Genomic DNA, 17,245 nt, shown 5'->3' with positions numbered 1-17,245 from the left:
CCGTGTCGGTCGCACCGGGCATGATGAGGGCATGAAGTCCGCATCCCTGCTGTCCGAGCGTCTGCGCTCGCATCGACTCACGGCTCCCGCGCGCTCGGTGACCGACGCTGCGGCACACATGCTCGCGGTGCAGAGTCAGGACTTCACCGCGGGGCGCTGGGCTCTCGCCGCGCGCACGCGCAACGAGCCCACGCTGCGCCAGGTCGATCGCGCCTTCGACAGGGGAGACCTGGTGCGGGCGTGGACGATGCGCGGAACCCTGCACATCGTCCCGGCCCGCGATCTGCGCTGGGTGCTGTCGGTGACCGGCGATCGGCAGCACCGGCAGGGGGCCACGAGGAAGCGCGAACTCGCCATAGACGACGAGATGGTCGCGGCAGTCACGCGTGCGGTGATGCCGCGGCTTCGTGACGGCGGACTCACACGCGCCGAGATGTTCGAGGTGTTCACGGGCATCGGAGTCGACCCCGGCGGCCAGCGGGGCATCCATCTGCTCAACGTGCTCACCCTCGACGGACTGATCTGTCAGGGGCCGGTCGCGGCGCGGGAGGGCATCGCGCGCGAGCAGCGCTTCGTGCTCGTCGAGCAGCACATCCGTGAGCACGCGGCTCCGCCCGATCCGCTCGCCGAGCTGTTCGTCCGCTTCATCGACGGACACGGCCCTGCGGCAGTGGCCGACTTCGCCTGGTGGTCGGGTCTCACGCTCGGTCGATCACGTGAGGCTCTCGATCGCGCGGCGGGAAGGGTGGCCGAGATCGAGCAGGGCATATTCGTCGGCGTCGATCGTCCACGGCGCTCGTCATCTGCCGCCGCCGTGCTCGCTCTCGGGGCCTTCGACGAGTACTACATCTCGTATGCCGACCGCACGGCGGTGTGCGCCCCCGAGCATCTCGCGACGGTCGGACCCGGGAAGAACGGCATGGTGCGAGCGACCATCGTCGCCGACGGTCGGGTGATCGGATGCTGGACGCACGCGAGCGCCTCGCTCGGCTCAGCTCCCGAGCTCTTCGTGCAGGATGCCGACGACGGGGCGGTGCGCAGCGCTCTCGAGCGGTTCACGCGCTTCCTCGACGGCTGATCCGGTCTGCTGCGGCTCAGGTCACTCGCTCGCGTGACGCCCGAGGAAGTTGTAGACCTCGTTGTCGTCCACTCCGGGGAACGCACCACGGGGCAGCGGCGAGAACATGTGCGTGTGCACACGGGCGCTCGGCCAGGCCTTTCCGTTCCACCGGTCGGTGAGGTCGGCCGAGGGGCGGCGGCAGCATGCCTCGTCGGGGCAGCTCGAGACCGCGCGGTCGGCGGTCTCGCGTCCGCGCCACCAGCGCGCGTCATCGAAGGGCACGCCCACCGTGATCGAGAACTCGCCGTCGGTCGAGGCGCCGGTCTGCGTCGAGCACCAGAACGTGCCGGAGGGCGTGTCGGTGTACTGGTGGTGCTCGTTCGTGCGGTTCTGCTGGGTGAATGCCGCCCGCGCCTGGAACTTGCGACACACTCGCTGGCCCTCGACGGCCCCCGTGACATCCATCGGCAGGGGCAGGTCGTCGTTCTCGTAGACCCGCGTGATCGCGCCGGTGGCATCGACCCGGAGGAAGTGCAGTGACATCCCCAGGTGCTGCGTGAGCAGGTTCGTCATGCGCATCCCGGCGGCTTCATGGGTCACGCCGAACGCATCGCGGAAGTCCTCGACCGCGAGGTTGCGATCTTTCTTCGCCTGCTGCAGGAACGCGACCGAGGCTGTCTCGGGCATCAGGCACGAGGCGGCGAAGTAGTTGATCTCGAGTCGCTGCTGCAGAAAATCGGCGTAGTCGGTCGGTGGCGTGTGGCCGAGCAGGCGGTGCGCCATGGCCTGCAGCGCCATGGATCGCAGGCCGTGGCCTCCGGGGATCGACGCCGGTGGCAGGTAGATGCGTCCGTTCTCGAGGTCGGTGACCGAGCGTGTCGAGTGCGGCAGGTCGTTGACGTAGATCAGCTCGAAGCCGAGCTTCTCGGCCATGATGCTCACCGTGCGGTGCGTGAGCGCTCCCTGCACGTGACCGGCCGATCGCAGCTGCTTCTCGGCGAGCCGCTCGATGTCTGCGAGGTAGTTGTTCTGCTCGCGCATCCGCAGGCGCAGCTCGGTGTTCGCCCGCCTGGCCTCTTCGGGGGTCGCGATCGCCTCACGCTCCCGGCGCTGCAGTTCTCGGTGCAGGCCCAGCAGCGACTCGATGGTCTCGTCGCTCATGCCCTTCGTGACGCGCACCGGGGCGATGCCGAGCTGCCGGAACACCGGGCTCTCCTGTGCACGTTCGAGTTCGATCTCGAGCGCGGCGCGTCGGTTGGGCGGCTCGCCGGAGATGAGATCGGTGACCTCGGTGCCCGTGGCCAGCGCGATGGCCTGCAGCAGCGAGAGCTTCGGTTCGCGCTTGCCGTTCTCGATCAGGCTCAGCTGCGAGCCCGCGACGCCGACGAGCGCGCCCAGCTCATCGAGCGTGAAGCCCCTCTCGAGGCGGTGATGCCTGATGCGGTGGCCGAGAGTCGCGAGGTGGATGCCGGAAGGAGCCATTCCTTGATACTAGCTAAAGAACTTCGATTCTTATCGCATCAAATGGCCGAAAGCCGGGTGGCAACCAGAAGAAGATGGAACAAACGCCCCTCACTTCAAAGGAGTAGTCATGGCGATCGCCGAAGTCTTCACCCCCCGAGCATCATCTGTCGCACCTGTGCGCACCTTCGGGACGGCTCCGACGTATGACACCCCTGCGATGGCAGAGCTCGCGACCTGGGTCGACGAGATCGCCGCTCTCACGCAGCCGGCGTCGATCCACTGGGTCGACGGCTCGCGTGCCGAGAACGACTGGCTGCTGCGAGGGCTCGTCGACGAGGGCAAGCTGATCAAGCTCAATCCCGAGTGGCGTCCCGGCTCGTACCTCGCCCGCTCGCACCCCAGCGACGTCGCGCGCACCGAGGGCCGCACCTACATCTCGTCGGAGAACGAGGAGGATGCGGGTCCGACCAACAACTGGGCGCCTCCTGCGCAGATGCGCGAGAAGATGACCGAGATCTTCGAGGGCTCGATGCGAGGCCGCACGATGTTCGTCGTGCCCTTCTCGATGGGCCCCGTCGGCGGGCCTCTCTCGCACATCGGCGTCCAGGTCACCGACAGCGCGTACGCCGTGGCATCCATCGGCATCATGACCCGCGTCGGCGATGCGGTCACCCGCCGGATCGCCGAGGGCGCGCCCTGGGTCAAGACCGTGCACTCGGTCGGTGCACCGCTCGCCGCGGGAGAGCCCGATGTCGAGTGGCCCTGCAACGACGACAAGTACATCGTTCACTTCCCCGAGACGCTCGAGGTCTACTCGTTCGGCTCCGGCTACGGCGGCAACGCGATCCTCGCCAAGAAATGCTTCGCGCTGCGCATCGCCTCGGTCATCGCCCGCGACGAGGGCTGGCTCGCCGAGCACATGCTGCTCATCCGCGTGATCGATCCGGCGGGCAAGGCCTACCACGTGGCTGCGGCGTTCCCGTCGGCGTGCGGCAAGACGAACCTCGCCATGCTGCGCCCCACCATTCCAGGGTGGCGCGTCGAGACCCTCGGCGACGACATCGCGTGGATCCGTCCCGGCGAAGACGGTCGCCTCTGGGCGATCAACCCCGAGGCGGGCTTCTTCGGCGTCGCACCCGGCACCGGCGAGTCGACCAATGTCACAGCCGTCGAGACGCTCTGGGGCAACACGATCTTCACGAACGTCGCGCTGCGCCCCGACGGGGACGTGTGGTGGGAGGGCCTCACCGATCAGGCTCCCGCTCACCTCACCGACTGGGAGGGCAACGCATGGACGCCCGACTCCGGTCGCCCCGCCGCGCACCCCAACTCGCGCTTCACGGTCTCGGCGGCCCAGTGCCCGCAGATCTCGGAGGACTGGGAAGAGGCGGTGCCGCTCGACGTCATCCTCTTCGGCGGACGCCGTGCGACCAACGTGCCGCTCGTGGTCGAGGCCACGGACTGGACCCACGGCGTGTTCCTCGGATCCAACATCTCGTCTGAGCGCACGGCTGCGGCCGAGGGCACGGTCGGCGAGCTGCGCCGCGATCCGTTCGCGATGCTGCCGTTCTGCGGCTACAACATGGCCGACTACTTCGGCCACTGGCTGAAGGTCGGACGAGGTCTGCGGTTCGACCGCGCGCCCCGCATCTTCCAGGTCAACTGGTTCCGTCGCGGCTCGGACGGCCGCTTCCTGTGGCCCGGATTCGGCGACAACTCGCGTGTCGTCGACTGGATCATCCGTCGCGTCGCAGGTGAGGTGTCGACCGTGGACAGCCCGATCGGCCGCCTGCCGCTGGTCGAGGACCTCAACCTCGACGGCATCGACGTGCCGGAGGCCGACCTCGAGGAGCTGTTCTCGATCGACACCGAGGCCTGGAAGACCGAGGCCGACCTCACCGAGGAGTTCTACGACACCTTCGGAGACAAGGTGCCGGCCGCGCTGCGCGCCGAGCTCGCCTCGCTGCGCTACCGCCTCGACAAGGCCTGACAGACCGGGCGCCGGTTCGGGGGAGCCGGCGCTCTATTCCCCAGATCCCCCTACCCCCAGACCGCGAAGGCGGGATGGCTGAGGCGAACCCATGGCTGAGTGGTCTCTGACATCCCGCCTTCGCGCATGTCCTGCGACAGGTGACGCTGTTCAGGCGAGCAGTTGGTGCCGCGCCAGATCGCGGTAGAGCGGCGTCGACTCGATCAGCTCGGCATGAGTGCCCTGACCGACCACGGCGCCGTCCTGCAGCACCACGATGACATCGCTGTCGACGACGGTCGACAGCCGGTGGGCGATGACGATGAGCGTGCGATCGGTCGACACCGCGTCGATGGCCTCGCGCATGCGCTGTTCGTTCACGCCGTCGAGAGATGACGTCGATTCGTCGAGCAGCAGGATCGGCGCATCGGTGAGCAGGGCGCGGGCGATCGCCAGGCGCTGACGCTCTCCGCCCGAGAGCATCACGCCGTCCTCCCCGACGGGGGCCTCGAGCCCGAGCGGGTCGCGCGCGAGCACATCGCCGAGGTTCACGGCGCGCAGCACCTGCTCGCAGGCGTCATCCGATGCGTTCGGCGAGGCGAGACGCAGGTTGTCGCCGAGAGTTCCGGCGAGCGTGGGGGCATCCTGCTCGACGTATCCGAACTGCGCGCGCAGCTCGTCGCGCGGATAGGTGCGCGAGTCGTGGCCGTAGAGACGGATCGATCCGCCCGTCGGGTCGTAGAACCGCTCGACGAGGGAGAGGATCGTGCTCTTGCCGGCACCGCTGGGGCCGACGAGCGCGACGCGCGCACCGCGGGGCACGGAGAACGAGACGCCGCGCAGGACCTCGCGCTCCGCCGGGGCGCTCGAGTCATCGGTCGGCTCGAGGTGCGCATCGGCGAGAAGCGTCTGCGCCTCCTTCGCGGCGGCCAGTCGTGCGGCGACCACGTTCTCGGGGTAGCGGAAGCGCACGTCACGGAACTCGATCGCGGGGGCGAGGGGGTCGGCGGCGTCGCGCGGGACGGACGCGGCGATCTCGGCATCGTGCTGGGTCTCGATCGGAAGGTTCAGCACCTCCTGGATGCGGCCGAGGGCGCCGAGCGCCTGGTTCACCGAGGTGATCGCTCCGAACGTGGTCGCGAGCGGCATCACGAGCATGAACAGGAACAGGATGAACGTGATCAGCGACGCGATCGTGATGGTGCCGGCCGCGACCCTGAGGCCGCCGACGCCGAGCACGACGAGCAGCGAGACCTGGAGTGCCACGCCCGCGATGGGAACCACGAGCGACGAGATCTTGGCGATGCGCACGCCGATGCCGTAGGCCTCGGAGGCGAGGGCCGACACCGTCTCGGTCTCGCGCTCGGTCGCCCCGGAGGCGCGCACGGTGCGGATCGAGCCGACGGCGCGCTCGACACCCGAGGCGAGCTCGCCGACCTTCTCCTGCTGGGCGGTGGATGCGGTGCGGATGCGACCGCTGAGCGCGGTGACGACGACGACCGAGGCGCCGATCACGACGACGATGAGCAGCAGCAGCACGGGGTCGATCACGAGCATCGCGATGAGCGCGCCGAGGAAGAGGATCGCGCTGCCGACGGCGTCCGCGAGTCCCTGCGTGAGCACGGCGTAGAGCAGCGTGGTGTCGGTGCCGACACGCGACACCAGGTCGCCGGTGCGGCGGGCGTCGAACTCGCTGATCGGCAGGTGCAGGATGCGCGAGATCAGCTTGCGTCTGCTGGAGTACACGACTGCGGTGCCGGTGCGCTGCAGCAGGTAGTGCTGGTAGCCCGAGATGATCGACGACACGATCACGAGACCGACGAGGATCCAGACCAGGATGCCGAGTCCCTGATCGGACTGCACGGCTTCGATGAGCTGCCCCACCAGCAGTGGTTGGGCGAGTGACGTGGCCGCCCCGAAGACGCTGAGCACCGCGACGACGATGAGTGTGCGCTTGTGCTCGAAGAGGAAGGGGAGGAGCTGGCGGAAGGTGGCGCGCGGACCGTCGTGCTGCGCGCCGCGTCCGCGTCGGCGTGATGTCGCCGTGCTGGACATGCGGAACCTCGTTCTGAAAGGGGTAGTTCGACCGTACTTCGTGCGAGGACGGATTCTGTGGATGGGCTGTATGCGTTTCAGTGCCTGCCGAATCGGCGGTGCGCCGCCTGCTTCGAGACGCCGAGAGAGCTTGCGATCGCCTGCCACGAGTACCCGAGGTTGCGCGCTCGCCGCACCTGGGTCTCTTCGGCGCGGGCGAGCTCGGTGCGCAGGGCGGCGAGGCGGTGGAGTTCTGACAGCGGCTCGCCGCCGTCGTCCTGTCTGATCGCGGTCTTGATGGTCATCTTGAGCCTCCTGCGTCAATCATTGTTGACGGCACGGGAGATGTCAACCCATGTTGACGCACACGTGAGGCGCGTCCGATGCGAGACTGGGCCGATGCTGTCTGCATCGAAACCAGTACCCGGCGACCGCGTCGCCGTCCTGTCACCCGCCTTCGCCGCTCCTGCGGTCGCCCCGGAGATCCACGAGCAGGCTCTCCGACGGCTCGAGCAGCTGACGGGACTGCTCCCGGTCGAGTATCCGACCACTCGGCAGCTCGATGCGAGTCCCGAAGCCCGGGCCGCCGACGTCAACGCGGCCTTCGCCGACCCCGGCATCCGCGCGATCCTCGCGACGATCGGCGGCGACGATCAGATCCTGGTGGTGCCGCACCTCGACGCCGCACGCGCTCAGGCCGATCCCAAGCCGTTCCTGGGTTACAGCGACAACACCAACATCCTCAACTGGCTGTGGAGCCTCGGCATCCGCGGCTACTACGGCGGTTCCACGGCAGTGCACCTCGGGCCTGGGCCGGCGGTCGACGACGTGCATCTGCGCTCGCTGCGCGCCGCGCTGCTCGACGGCGGCACCGTCGAGATCACCGAACCGGGGGAATCCGAAGACGTCGGACGGCGCTGGACCGACCCGCTCGCGCTCACCGAATACGGTGACCGGATCGCGACCGAGGAGTGGACCTGGTCGGGTCCTGCTGCGCGCGTCGAGGGGCGCACGTGGGGCGGGTGCCTCGAGAGTATCGACGCGCTCGCGCTCGCAGACCGGCTGCCCACGACATACGATCTGCGCGGCGGCATCCTGCTGCTCGAGACCAGTGAGGAGCGTCCGCCCGCGAGCTGGGTGGCACGCTGGATGCGCGGGCTGGGGGAGCGCGGCATCCTCGATGCCGTCGCGGGTGTGGTCGTCGCGCGTCCGCCGGTGAGTGACTTCGAGTTCCTGCCGTCACCGGCCGAGGCCGATGCGCTGCGCGCGGCGCAGCGCGACGCCGTGATCGAGACGGTCTCGAGGTACAACCCCGATGCGGTCGTCTGCGTGGGCGTGCCGTTCGGCCACACGCGGCCGCAGTGGATCGTTCCCTACGGCGGGACGATGGTGCTCGACGGTTCGACGCGTTCCGTCCACGCCTCCTACTGAGGCGATACGACGAAGGGCGGCACCTCCCGAGGAGGTGCCGCCCTTCGGCTGGGGCGAGATGTCAGAGTTCGACGGACGCCGCGACTCCGAGGTCGGATTCGTAGTCGTTGTCCTTCGTCTCTTTCGAGAGGAGCAGAGCGATGAACGTCAGCACGCCCATCGCCGACAGGTAGAGACCGACGAGCCACGGGGCGCCGTCGCCGAGTTCCCAGAGCCAGAGGGCGATGAGCGGGGCCACGGCGGCGCCGAGGATCGACGAGACGTTGTACGAGATAGCGGAGCCCGTGTAGCGGACGTTCGTGGGGAACAACTCCGGCAGCAGCGCGCCCATCGGACCGAACGTCGCGCCCATGAGCATGAACCCGAACACGAGGAACGCCTGCGCGAGCGCACCCGTGAACTTCGGGTCCATCGCAGGAAGCAGGAAGGCGTTGAACGTGAAGCCGAACACGATGATGAGCCCGGTGACCCACAGCAGCAGCTTGCGACGGCCGATCGAGTCGGCGATCGGCCCGGAGAGCAGCGTGAAGATTCCGAAGAACACGACGCCGACGATCTGCATGAGCACGAAGTCGGTGTAAGCGAAACCGAGACCCGGATAGAACTGTGCGGCGAAGGCCGACGCATCGAAGTCCTTGCCGGTCGCTTCAGCAGCGGCCTGCGCGGCAGCGGATGCCGTCTCGAGCGTGGCCGGCTTGGTGCCGTACGCGAGGGTGAAGTTCGTCATCAGGTAGAAGAGCACATAGGTCGCCAGCATGATGAACGTGCCGAGGATCAGCTGCTTCCAGTGGTGGCGGAACACGGTCGCGAGGGGCAGCTTGCGGATCGCGCCCTTCTTCTCGGCCTTCTTGAACGTGTCGGACTCGACGAGCTTGAGACGCACCCACAGGCCGATGATGACCATGACGGCCGAGAAGAGGAACGGGATGCGCCAGCCCCACGACAGGAAGGCCTCGGACTTGAGCGCGGGGTTCTCGGAGTGCGGCAGCAGCCAGTTGATGGCGAGGAACAGGAAGTTGGCGATGATGAAACCGAGCGGTGCTCCCAGCTGCGGGAACGTGCCGTACCAGGCGCGCTTGCCCTTGGGGGCGTTCTCGGTGGCGACCAGCGCAGCTCCCGACCACTCGCCGCCGAGCGCGAAACCCTGAGCGAGACGCAGGATGAGCAGCAGCAGAGCTGCCCACCAGCCGATCTGCTGGAACGTGGGCAGAAGCCCGATGATGAACGTCGCGATGCCCATCGTGAGCAGAGAGGCGACGAGCGTGGCCTTGCGCCCGAACTTGTCGCCGAAGTGGCCGAACACGACCGCGCCGATCGGACGGGCGACCATCGCGGCTCCGAAGACCGCGAACGACGACAGCAGTGAGGTGGTGTCGTTGCCCGTGGGGAAGAACAGCACCGGGAAGACGAGCACGGCCGCTGTCGCATAGGCGTAGAAGTCGTAGAACTCGATCGTGGTGCCGACGAGGCTTGCCGTGATGACGCGCGAGCGCGGATTCGCGGGCGCTGTGGTCGTACTCATGCTGCTCCTTAGATCCGTGGGCCTGGTATACCAAGGCACCGGGAGATCCTACGCCTTCCTGAGCGTTTGCTGGGTGCGTGTGACGTCCGCCGGACCCGCGTGCGTAGAGTCGGAGGCGGATGCCGAGGCCCGAGGAGGCGGGGAGAACTGTGACGACGACACTGCTGCTGATCGCCGACACCCATGTGCCGAAGCGGGCGAAGCGTCTTCCCGAGGCGCTGCTGCGGGCGGTCGACGACGCCGACATCGTCATCCACGCGGGCGACTGGGTCGACGTCGCGACGCTGGATCTGCTCGAGTCCCGCTCGCGGGTGCTGCACGGTGTCTACGGCAACAACGACGGCCCTGCGCTGCGTGGGCGACTGCCCGAGATCGCCCGGCTGACGATCGAGCAGGTCGAGGTGGCTGTGGTGCACGAGACGGGTGCGAAGCAGCGCCGCGAGGAGCGGATGGATGCGGCCTTCCCCGACGTCGATCTGCTGATCTTCGGGCACTCGCACATTCCGTGGGACACCGTCGCCCCCTCGGGGATGCGTCTGCTCAACCCTGGCTCACCGACCGACCGCCGCCGCCAGCCGGTGTGCACGATGATGTCGGTCACCATCGATGAGCGGCGGATCGACGTCGCGCTGGTGCCGCTCACATGATCGCAGCGCCTCGCACGGGCGACGACGTCGAGGGTCCCTCGGTCCACCGCGCTCCGATGCGCTCGCGCGACGACGACGTGAGCGACGGGCCGGCCGTCGAGCGGGCGCTGGCGCTCGGCGTGTGCGGGGTGGGCGGCAGGCTCGACGACGCACCGGGCTCGATCGCCGATGCGCTCGCCGCGGTGGACGCGGTCTACGGAGAACGGATGGCACGCCGACTCGAGCGGTTCGTGTCGGCCGCCGAGGGCGTGTTCGTCTGGACGCGCGACGCCGAGGGTTTCCTGTGGCTGGGACGGATCACAGGACCGTGGCGCTACGACGCCTCAGCCGAGGCGCGAGATGTCGACCTCGTGCACGTGCGCGCGTGTGACTGGCTCGATCGTCCGGTCGAGTCGGCCGCGGTGCCGGCCGGCGTGCACGAGGCCTTCGCGCGCGGCGGCCGCAACTGGCAGAGCATCACCCGAGCCGACGCCGCTCGTCTCACCGCAGCCGTCTGGAAGTCCCGCAGGGGCCGGAAGTGACGCCGTTCACTCGGTCTGGCGCAGGTCGCGGAGGATGGCGTCGTATCGGGTGAGGAACGCCCGTTCGTCGAGTCGCTTGCGTCGCATCCACGACGTGACCTCGTCGTTGCGCTTGCTCGCGTTGCACGACCCGCATGCAGGAACCACGTTCTCGACCGTGTACCGCCCGCCTCGCGAGATCGGCATCACGCAATCGCGTTGCAGGGCGATGTCGCCTGCTCCGCAATATGCGCATCCTCCCCAAGCCTCTCGCAGCGAAGCCCACTGCTCGGTGGTGAGGTCGTTGTCCGCCCGCGCCACGCGGCCCTGGCGGCGCTTGGCATAGCGCGCACGAGCGGCGGGTGAGGGAGTGGAGAACCTTCGACGCGGCACAGACACACGGTACCGGGTCGAGTGGCCCGCGGAGCGCTATTCCTCGGTGTCGCCGAGGTCGAGCGAAGGGACGAAATCGGCGGTCGCGTCGAGCAGGTGCTCGAGTTCGAGGACGACGAGTCGGTTCGCTCCCGTGTTCGTGGCGGGTGCGGGCACGAAAAGGGTGCGTTGCGGGCCGTTTCGCCAGTATCGACCGAGGAAGAAGCCGTTGACGAACGCGTAGCCCTTGCCCCACGCGACGGTGTCGAGGAACAGGTCTGCGGGGGCGTCGAGGTCGAACTCCGCCACCCACGCCGACGGACCGGTCGCCGACGCGACCGACGATTCCGCGGCGCGGGACCCGATCTCCGCAGCCAGGGCCGCGACGTCGAGCGGTGTCGAGTGCCACCCGGTCAGCGGCAGGCCGTCGAGCGAAGGTGTGCCGATGAGCCCCTTCTGCTCGCCGAGCCGGTGATCGTAGTTCACCCGACCCTGCTCTTCGACGAGGATGCTGAGCATCCGGCCTTCCGGAATCGCCAGCACGCGGTCGTGCCGCGTGCGGGAGAGCGTGCCGACGGCCTGCCCCTCGACGCTGACCCAGGCGAGGTCGCGCACCTCGTCGAGCACCAGCTGACCGCCCTGACCCTCGGGCAGGGAGACGTCGTAACGGACGAGAGCGCTCAGATGCTCCAGCGCGTCGAACGTGACGGGTGCTGCCGCGACGGGCGCGCTCGCCTCGGCATCCGTCCAAGGCCCGGCTGAGACGAGCGGCACGGAGAAGACGGGCGCGGGTTCGGCGGCGGCCGGGAACTCCCCGGGCACGGGCGCGTACTTCGCGATCACGTCGCGGAACGCGAAGAACTTGTCGGTCGGGTTCCCTGCCTCGTCGAGAGGCGCGTCGTAGTCGTACGACGTGACGATGGGCAGGTAGCGGCCCTTGTGGTTGGCGCCGTTCGTGAGGCCGAAGTTCGTGCCGCCGTGGAACATGTAGATGTTGACCGAGGCGCCGGCGGCGAGCAGCTCATCCAGGTCGGCGGCGGCCGCTGCGACGTCGGTCGTGTGATGCACGCCGCCCCACCAGTCGAACCATCCGTCCCAGAACTCCGAGCACATCAGCGGACCCGTGGGCTGGTGGCTGCGCAGGGTCGCGAGGCGCTCGGCGCTGCGCGAGCCGAACGAACCGGTCTTGTGCAGCTCGGGAAGGCTGCCGTCTGCGAGCATCCGATCCGTGGGCTGGTCGACCGTCGTGAGCGGCACCGTGATGCCGGCCTCACGCGTGAGCGCGACGAGCGCCTGGAGGTAGGCCTTGTCGGAGCCGTACGCGCCGTATTCGTTCTCGATCTGCACGAGCACGACCGAGCCACCGCGGTCGATCTGCCGCGGAGCGACGATCTCGTAGACACGACGGAGGTACTCGCTCACATCGGCCAGGTAGGTGGGCTCGGAGGAGCGCAGCTCGCGCCCGTCCGCGGTGAGCCAGTTCGGCAGACCGCCGTTGTGCCATTCGGCGCAGATGTACGGGCCAGGGCGGACGATCGCGTCCATGCCCTCGGCCTGGATCAGGTCGAGGAAGCGTCCGAGGTCGTTCCACCCCGTGGCATCCCACTCGCCCCGGCGGGGTTCGTGAGCGTTCCAGGCCACGTACGTCTCGATCGTGTTGAGCCCCATCAGACGGGCCTTGCGGATGCGGTCCTGCCACTGGTCGGGGTGCACCCGGAAGTAGTGGATGGCGCCGGCGATCACCTGGTGGGGGAGTCCGGCGCGGAGGAAGTCGGTCTCGCCGATGGAGAAGGAGGTCACGATGCGGTGCTTTCGATGGGAGGGCCGGACGGAGATCGAGTCCCCGTCCGGCCCGGACGTGCGATTACTTGTTGACGGCGAAGCCCTGCGAGTTGCCGTACTCGACCAGCGCGTCCTGCCAGGTCACGAGGCCCTCGTTCAGGTCGGTGCCGTTCTGGTACGACTGGCCCACGGTGTCGCCGAAGATGCTGTTTCCGTAGACCTGGTAGGGCAGGTAGCTCCAGCCTTCGACGACGTCGTCGGCCGCAGCGGCGAGGACCTCGTTGATCTTCTGGCCGCCGAAGTACTCGGGTGCGTCGGCGAGGAACTCCTCGCTCGAGAGCTCGGCGGTGGTCGACGGGAAGCCGCCGGACTCGAGGAACGTCGAGATGCTGTCCTCCGAGTTGTTCAGCCACCACAGGAATCCGGCAGCGAGCTCCGGGTTCTTGCTCTGCGTCGTCACGGCCTGGCCGCCGCCGCCGTTCTCCGCCGTCGCCGGGGAGCCGTCGTAGGTCGGCATCGGCGCGACGCGCCAGTCGCCGGCTCCGTCGGGAGCGCCGGTGATCAGGTTGCCGGGCATCCAGGCGCCGATCACGAGGGTGGCGAGGCTGCCGTCGCCGAGGGCGCGGAACCACTCGTCGCTCCAGCTGCCGTAGGGGGCGAGCAGATCCTCCTCGACGAGGCGGTTCCAGTTCTCGGTCCACTTCTTCGAACCGTCGTCCTGCAGGTCGATCGTGACATCCGTGCCGGACGTCTCGAACGGCTTGCCGCCGGCCTGCCAGATCATCGAGGTCGCGAAGCCGGCGTCGCCGGTGTCGTTCGTGATGTAGGCGTTCGGGTTCGCGGCGTGGATCGCCTTGGCCGCCTCGTAGTACTCGTCCCACGTGGTGGGCACGGCGACGCCCGCGGCGTCGAACACGGCTTTGTTGTAGAACAGGGCCATGGGGCCGGAGTCCTGCGGCAGGCCGTAGATCGCGTCGCCGTCGGTGACGGAGTTCCACGTCGAGGCGGTGTAGTCGTCCTCGAAGTCGGCGAAGCCGTACTGCGAGAGGTCGACGAACGCGTCGGTGAGTGCGAACTGGGGGAAGGCGTAGTACTCGATCTGCACGACGTCGGGGGCGCCCGAGCCCGCCTTGATGGCGTTCTGCAGCTTGGTGTACTCCTCGTTGTTGGTGCCCGCGTTGACCACGTTCACCTTGACGTTCGGGTACTCCTTCTCGAAGGCCTCGACCTGAGCTTCGGCAGAGGGGGTCCACGACCAGTACGTGATCTCGCCGCCCTTCTCGAGTGCGGCCTCCACGGAGTCGAACGAGCCGTCGCCGGCAGCGCTGCCGCCTGAGCCGGTGCCACCGGTGCTGCAGCCGGCCAGCGCCAGCGCTGCGACGGTTCCGGCCGCGAGCACCGCGAGGGTGCGCCGTGCGGCGGGTGAGGGAAGGTGCTTCATTGCTGTGTCCTTTCGGGGGGTGCGGTCCTTCGTCGGACCGACGTGTGCGGTGCGGAGGGATGCCGGGAGCTACTCCTTGACGCTTCCGGCGGTGAGACCCGACTGCCAGAACCTCTGCAGCAGCAGGAAGGCGATGACGATCGGGATGATCGTGAGGAGCGAGCCCATGATCACGAGGTTGTAGATCGGCTGGGATCCGGCGCCGATCGCCTGGTTGCTCCACTGGTTGAGACCGACGGTGAGCGGGTACCAGTCGGGGTCGGACAGCATGATCAGCGGCAGGAAGTAGTTGTTCCAGGTCGCGACCACGGTGAAGAGAGTGACAGTCACGATTCCGGGTGCGAGCAGTCGCATAGAGATCGTGAAGAAGGTGCGGAACTCGCCGGCGCCGTCGATGCGCGCCGCCTCGAGCAGCTCGGTCGGCACCGAATCCGAGGCGAAGACCCAGATCAGGTAGAGGCCGAACGGGCTGATCAGCGAGGGGATGATGACGGCCCACGGGGTGTTGGTGAGCCCCAGCTCGCTGAAGAGCAGGAACGTAGGCACGGCGAGTGCGGTGCCGGGCACGGCGACCGCGCCGAGCACGACGGCGAACACCGCGCGGCGGCCGGGGAAGCGGTACTTCGCGAGTCCGTAGCCGGCCATGGTCGCCAGCAGGGTCGCGCCACCGGCTCCGACGACCACGTACAGCAGCGTGTTGCCGAGCCACCGCAGGAAGATGCCGTCCTGGTACGAGAAGGTCGCGACCAGGTTGTCGAAGAACGCGAAGTCGTCGGAGAACCACAGACCGAACGAGCTGAACAGACCCGACTGGGTCTTGGTCGAGCTGAACAGCAGCCAGACGAGCGGCACCAGTGTGTACAGCGCGTACATCACCATCACGATGAGCAGGATCTTCGACTTGCGCGGATTCATCAGATCGTGGCGCTTCTGCGAGGGGCGGGCGAGGGGGAGTGCCATGTCAGCGCACCTCCGACTTCGAGCCGCGCAGTTGCACGACGTAGGCGATCACTGCGGTGATGACGCCCATGATGATGGCGATCGTCGCGGCGTAGTTGAACTGCTGTCCGGCGAACGAGAGGTTGTACGCGTACATGTTGGGTGTGAAGTACGTCGTGATCACGTTCGGTGCCAGAGGTCGCAGGATGTTGGGCTCGTTGAAGAGTTGGAAGCTGCCGATGATCGAGAAGATCGTCGCGATCACGAGGGCGCCGCGCACCGACGGGATCTTGATCGAGAAGATCGTGCGCCACGCGCCGGCTCCGTCGAGCGATGCCGCCTCGTACATGTCGGTCGGGATCGTCTTCAGCGAGGAGTAGAAGATCAGCATGTTGTAGCCGACGAACTGCCACGTCACGATGTTGCCGATCGAGACCAGGATCCACTCCCGGGCGAACGGGGTGATGAGGTCGCTGCCGAGCAGGTCGTTGAAGTTGGACGTCAGGCCGAACTGGTCGCCGTAGATGTAGCCCCACATGAGCACCGCCACGACGGCGGGCACCGCATAAGGCAGGAAGATCAGGATGCGGAAGAACGATGCTCCGCGCAGCCGAGCGCTGTCGAGCGCCAGCGCTGCGGCGAGGGCCAGGACCAGCATGATCGGCACCTGCACGACGAGGAACAGCACGACGCGGCCGAAGGCCTCCCAGAACTGCGGGTCGGTGAGGGCGCGTACGTAATTGTCGAACCCGACGAACGCGGTGCCGCCGATCAGCTTCTCCTGGAAGAAGCTGAGGTACAACGCATAGGCGAGAGGTGTGAGGAAAACCAGGGCGAACACGACCATGAACGGGCCGACGAAGGCCCATCCCTTCCAGTCGCGCTTTTCACGCCGGCGGATGCCGTGGTCCGCCAGGGCTGCGGAATCTTGAGTCGTCATTGACGAGAACCTTCTTAGAGATCGGGCGCTCACGGCGCCGTGTGTCAACGTCAACATATTCGATGCGCTGCTAGTGTGTCAACGTCAACACATGAATGGATGAGTGCTCGTGACCTCGGAACAGTCGGCAGAGCCGCCGCAGCGGCGGCGAGACCCCTCCATGGAGGACGTGGCCCGAGAGGCCGGAGTCTCCGGGCAGACCGTCTCGCGGGTCGTGAACGCGCGCGGCTACGTCGGCGCCGCCACCAGGGAGCGCGTCGAAGACGCCATGCAGCGGCTCGGCTATCGGCCGAACAGCGCCGCCCGCGCACTGCGCTCAGGTCGATTCCGGGCGATCGGCGTGATCATGTTCTCCTTCAGCTCCTACGGCAATCAGCGCACGCTCGACGCGATCGCGGTGCGCGCCTCGCAGATGGGGTATGCGTTGACGCTGATCCCCGTGGAGTCCAGCGCTCGTGACACCGTGGCAGGCGCCTTCCGCCGCCTCGAGGAGCACGCGGTCGACGGCATCATCATCGTGATCGAGGCGCACCAGCTCGATGAGGCCGAGGTCGAGATCCCCGACGGGCTTCCCGTCGTGCTGGTCGACTCCAACCGGGGAGCGACTCATCCCTTCGTCGACACCGACCAGGCGCAGGGCGCGCGGCTCGCGACCGAGCATCTTCTCGACCTCGGTCACAAGACGGTCTGGCATGTCACGGGTCCGGCGAAGTCGTACTCGGCCGAACGCCGTCGCGAGTCCTGGCGGCAGACCCTCGAATCCCGCGGGGTCGTCGCGCCCGAGCCGCTGCAGGGCGACTGGTCCGCCGAGTCCGGCTACCGCGCGGGGCTCCGGCTGCGTGACGACGAGGCCGTCACCGCTGTCTTCGCCGCGAACGACCAGATGGCGATCGGCGTCGTGCGCGCCTTCCGTGAAGCCGGCCGCGATATTCCGGGAGACGTCAGCGTGGTCGGCTTCGACGGACTGCCGGATGCCGCGCAGCTGTGGCCGCCGCTGACCACCGTGCAGCAGCATCCTGAGAAGGTCGGCGCCCTCGCGGTCGACGCGCTGCTCGCCGAGCTCGACGGGGGAGAGCGCATCCAGACCCCGCTCGTCGGCACGGAGCTCGTCGTCCGCGCGAGCACGGCATCCCCTCGGAGCTGA

General features: G+C 68.0%; 15 protein-coding genes. 6 read left to right on the top strand and 9 right to left on the bottom strand.

Annotated elements, in window-relative coordinates; all coding sequences use genetic code 11:
* Positions 1-31: 31 nt before the first annotated feature.
* Positions 32-1,078: a winged helix DNA-binding domain-containing protein gene (locus RQG82_RS17660; protein WP_311260096.1), complete on the top strand. Its 1,047-nt coding sequence runs from the start codon at positions 32-34 to the stop codon at positions 1,076-1,078.
* A gap of 21 nt (positions 1,079-1,099) precedes the next feature.
* Here RQG82_RS17660 and RQG82_RS17655 read toward each other — a convergent pair whose 3' ends face one another.
* Entirely contained in the window at positions 1,100-2,542 is a 1,443-nt protein-coding gene (locus tag RQG82_RS17655; RefSeq protein WP_311260095.1) for a helix-turn-helix domain-containing protein, read from the bottom strand.
* A gap of 109 nt (positions 2,543-2,651) precedes the next feature.
* On the opposite strand from RQG82_RS17655, the gene RQG82_RS17650 reads away from it, so the two are divergent.
* Positions 2,652-4,514 (top strand): phosphoenolpyruvate carboxykinase (GTP), encoded by a 1,863-nt coding sequence (locus tag RQG82_RS17650; RefSeq protein ID WP_311260094.1) that lies wholly within the window; start codon positions 2,652-2,654, stop codon positions 4,512-4,514.
* Positions 4,515-4,664: 150 nt separating this feature from the next.
* On the opposite strand, the gene RQG82_RS17645 is transcribed toward RQG82_RS17650, so the two are convergent.
* On the bottom strand, positions 4,665-6,548 hold the full coding sequence (locus RQG82_RS17645) for an ABC transporter ATP-binding protein (RefSeq protein ID WP_311260093.1): 1,884 nt from the start codon (positions 6,546-6,548) through the stop codon (positions 4,665-4,667).
* Between the two features lie 77 nt (positions 6,549-6,625).
* On the bottom strand, positions 6,626-6,832 hold the full coding sequence (locus RQG82_RS17640) for an AsnC family protein (protein WP_311260092.1): 207 nt from the start codon (positions 6,830-6,832) through the stop codon (positions 6,626-6,628).
* A 94-nt stretch (positions 6,833-6,926) separates the two neighbouring features.
* Between RQG82_RS17640 and RQG82_RS17635 the strand changes: the two genes are divergently transcribed.
* Positions 6,927-7,958, top strand: a complete 1,032-nt coding sequence (locus tag RQG82_RS17635) for an LD-carboxypeptidase (RefSeq protein WP_311260091.1) — start codon at positions 6,927-6,929, stop codon at positions 7,956-7,958.
* Between the two features lie 61 nt (positions 7,959-8,019).
* Here RQG82_RS17635 and RQG82_RS17630 read toward each other — a convergent pair whose 3' ends face one another.
* The gene (locus tag RQG82_RS17630) at positions 8,020-9,480 is read right to left on the bottom strand and encodes an MFS transporter (protein ID WP_311260090.1); all 1,461 of its coding nucleotides are present in this window, start codon (positions 9,478-9,480) and stop codon (positions 8,020-8,022) included.
* A 149-nt stretch (positions 9,481-9,629) separates the two neighbouring features.
* On the opposite strand from RQG82_RS17630, the gene RQG82_RS17625 reads away from it, so the two are divergent.
* The gene (locus RQG82_RS17625; RefSeq protein WP_311260089.1) at positions 9,630-10,127 is read left to right on the top strand and encodes a metallophosphoesterase; all 498 of its coding nucleotides are present in this window, start codon (positions 9,630-9,632) and stop codon (positions 10,125-10,127) included.
* On the top strand, positions 10,124-10,648 hold the full coding sequence (locus tag RQG82_RS17620) for a GAF domain-containing protein (protein ID WP_311260088.1): 525 nt from the start codon (positions 10,124-10,126) through the stop codon (positions 10,646-10,648). The genes RQG82_RS17625 and RQG82_RS17620 overlap by 4 nt, the downstream gene beginning before the upstream one ends.
* Positions 10,649-10,654: 6 nt before the next feature.
* On the opposite strand, the gene RQG82_RS17615 is transcribed toward RQG82_RS17620, so the two are convergent.
* The 5 genes from RQG82_RS17615 to RQG82_RS17595 form a co-directional block, all read right to left on the bottom strand.
* Positions 10,655-11,020 carry an HNH endonuclease gene (locus tag RQG82_RS17615; protein WP_311260087.1) on the bottom strand — a complete coding sequence of 122 codons (366 nt, stop codon included), beginning with the start codon at positions 11,018-11,020 and terminating at the stop codon, positions 10,655-10,657.
* A gap of 36 nt (positions 11,021-11,056) precedes the next feature.
* Positions 11,057-12,799: a beta-galactosidase gene (locus tag RQG82_RS17610; protein WP_311260086.1), complete on the bottom strand. Its 1,743-nt coding sequence runs from the start codon at positions 12,797-12,799 to the stop codon at positions 11,057-11,059.
* 64 nt (positions 12,800-12,863) lie between these two features.
* Complete coding sequence (locus tag RQG82_RS17605) at positions 12,864-14,222, bottom strand: sugar ABC transporter substrate-binding protein (RefSeq protein WP_311260085.1); 1,359 nt, start codon at positions 14,220-14,222, stop codon at positions 12,864-12,866.
* A gap of 69 nt (positions 14,223-14,291) precedes the next feature.
* Positions 14,292-15,137, bottom strand: coding sequence for a carbohydrate ABC transporter permease (locus tag RQG82_RS17600; protein ID WP_311260123.1), 846 nt, complete (start codon positions 15,135-15,137; stop codon positions 14,292-14,294).
* 46 nt (positions 15,138-15,183) lie between these two features.
* Positions 15,184-16,101 (bottom strand): sugar ABC transporter permease, encoded by a 918-nt coding sequence (locus RQG82_RS17595; protein ID WP_311260084.1) that lies wholly within the window; start codon positions 16,099-16,101, stop codon positions 15,184-15,186.
* 160 nt (positions 16,102-16,261) lie between these two features.
* Here RQG82_RS17595 and RQG82_RS17590 point away from each other — a divergent pair, with 160 nt between their 5' ends.
* The gene (locus tag RQG82_RS17590; protein ID WP_396653637.1) at positions 16,262-17,245 is read left to right on the top strand and encodes a LacI family DNA-binding transcriptional regulator; all 984 of its coding nucleotides are present in this window, start codon (positions 16,262-16,264) and stop codon (positions 17,243-17,245) included.

Source organism: Microbacterium sp. WCS2018Hpa-9, assembly GCF_031843745.1.
Classification (GTDB): domain Bacteria; phylum Actinomycetota; class Actinomycetes; order Actinomycetales; family Microbacteriaceae; genus Microbacterium.
This window is presented reverse-complemented; position numbering and strand designations above follow the sequence as displayed.

Bases quoted from the DNA above. Each gene is read 5' to 3' on its own strand.
- RQG82_RS17660 (WP_311260096.1), top strand. From the start codon at position 32: ATGAAGTCCGCATCCCTGCTGTCCGAGCGTCTGCGCTCGCATCGACTC.
- RQG82_RS17655 (WP_311260095.1), bottom strand. From the start codon at position 2,542: ATGGCTCCTTCCGGCATCCACCTCGCGACTCTCGGCCACCGCATCAGG.
- RQG82_RS17650 (WP_311260094.1), top strand. From the start codon at position 2,652: ATGGCGATCGCCGAAGTCTTCACCCCCCGAGCATCATCTGTCGCACCT.
- RQG82_RS17645 (WP_311260093.1), bottom strand. From the start codon at position 6,548: ATGTCCAGCACGGCGACATCACGCCGACGCGGACGCGGCGCGCAGCAC.
- RQG82_RS17640 (WP_311260092.1), bottom strand. From the start codon at position 6,832: ATGACCATCAAGACCGCGATCAGACAGGACGACGGCGGCGAGCCGCTG.
- RQG82_RS17635 (WP_311260091.1), top strand. From the start codon at position 6,927: ATGCTGTCTGCATCGAAACCAGTACCCGGCGACCGCGTCGCCGTCCTG.
- RQG82_RS17630 (WP_311260090.1), bottom strand. From the start codon at position 9,480: ATGAGTACGACCACAGCGCCCGCGAATCCGCGCTCGCGCGTCATCACG.
- RQG82_RS17620 (WP_311260088.1), top strand. From the start codon at position 10,124: ATGATCGCAGCGCCTCGCACGGGCGACGACGTCGAGGGTCCCTCGGTC.
- RQG82_RS17605 (WP_311260085.1), bottom strand. From the start codon at position 14,222: ATGAAGCACCTTCCCTCACCCGCCGCACGGCGCACCCTCGCGGTGCTC.
- RQG82_RS17600 (WP_311260123.1), bottom strand. From the start codon at position 15,137: ATGAATCCGCGCAAGTCGAAGATCCTGCTCATCGTGATGGTGATGTAC.
- RQG82_RS17595 (WP_311260084.1), bottom strand. From the start codon at position 16,101: ATGACGACTCAAGATTCCGCAGCCCTGGCGGACCACGGCATCCGCCGG.
- RQG82_RS17590 (WP_396653637.1), top strand. From the start codon at position 16,262: ATGGAGGACGTGGCCCGAGAGGCCGGAGTCTCCGGGCAGACCGTCTCG.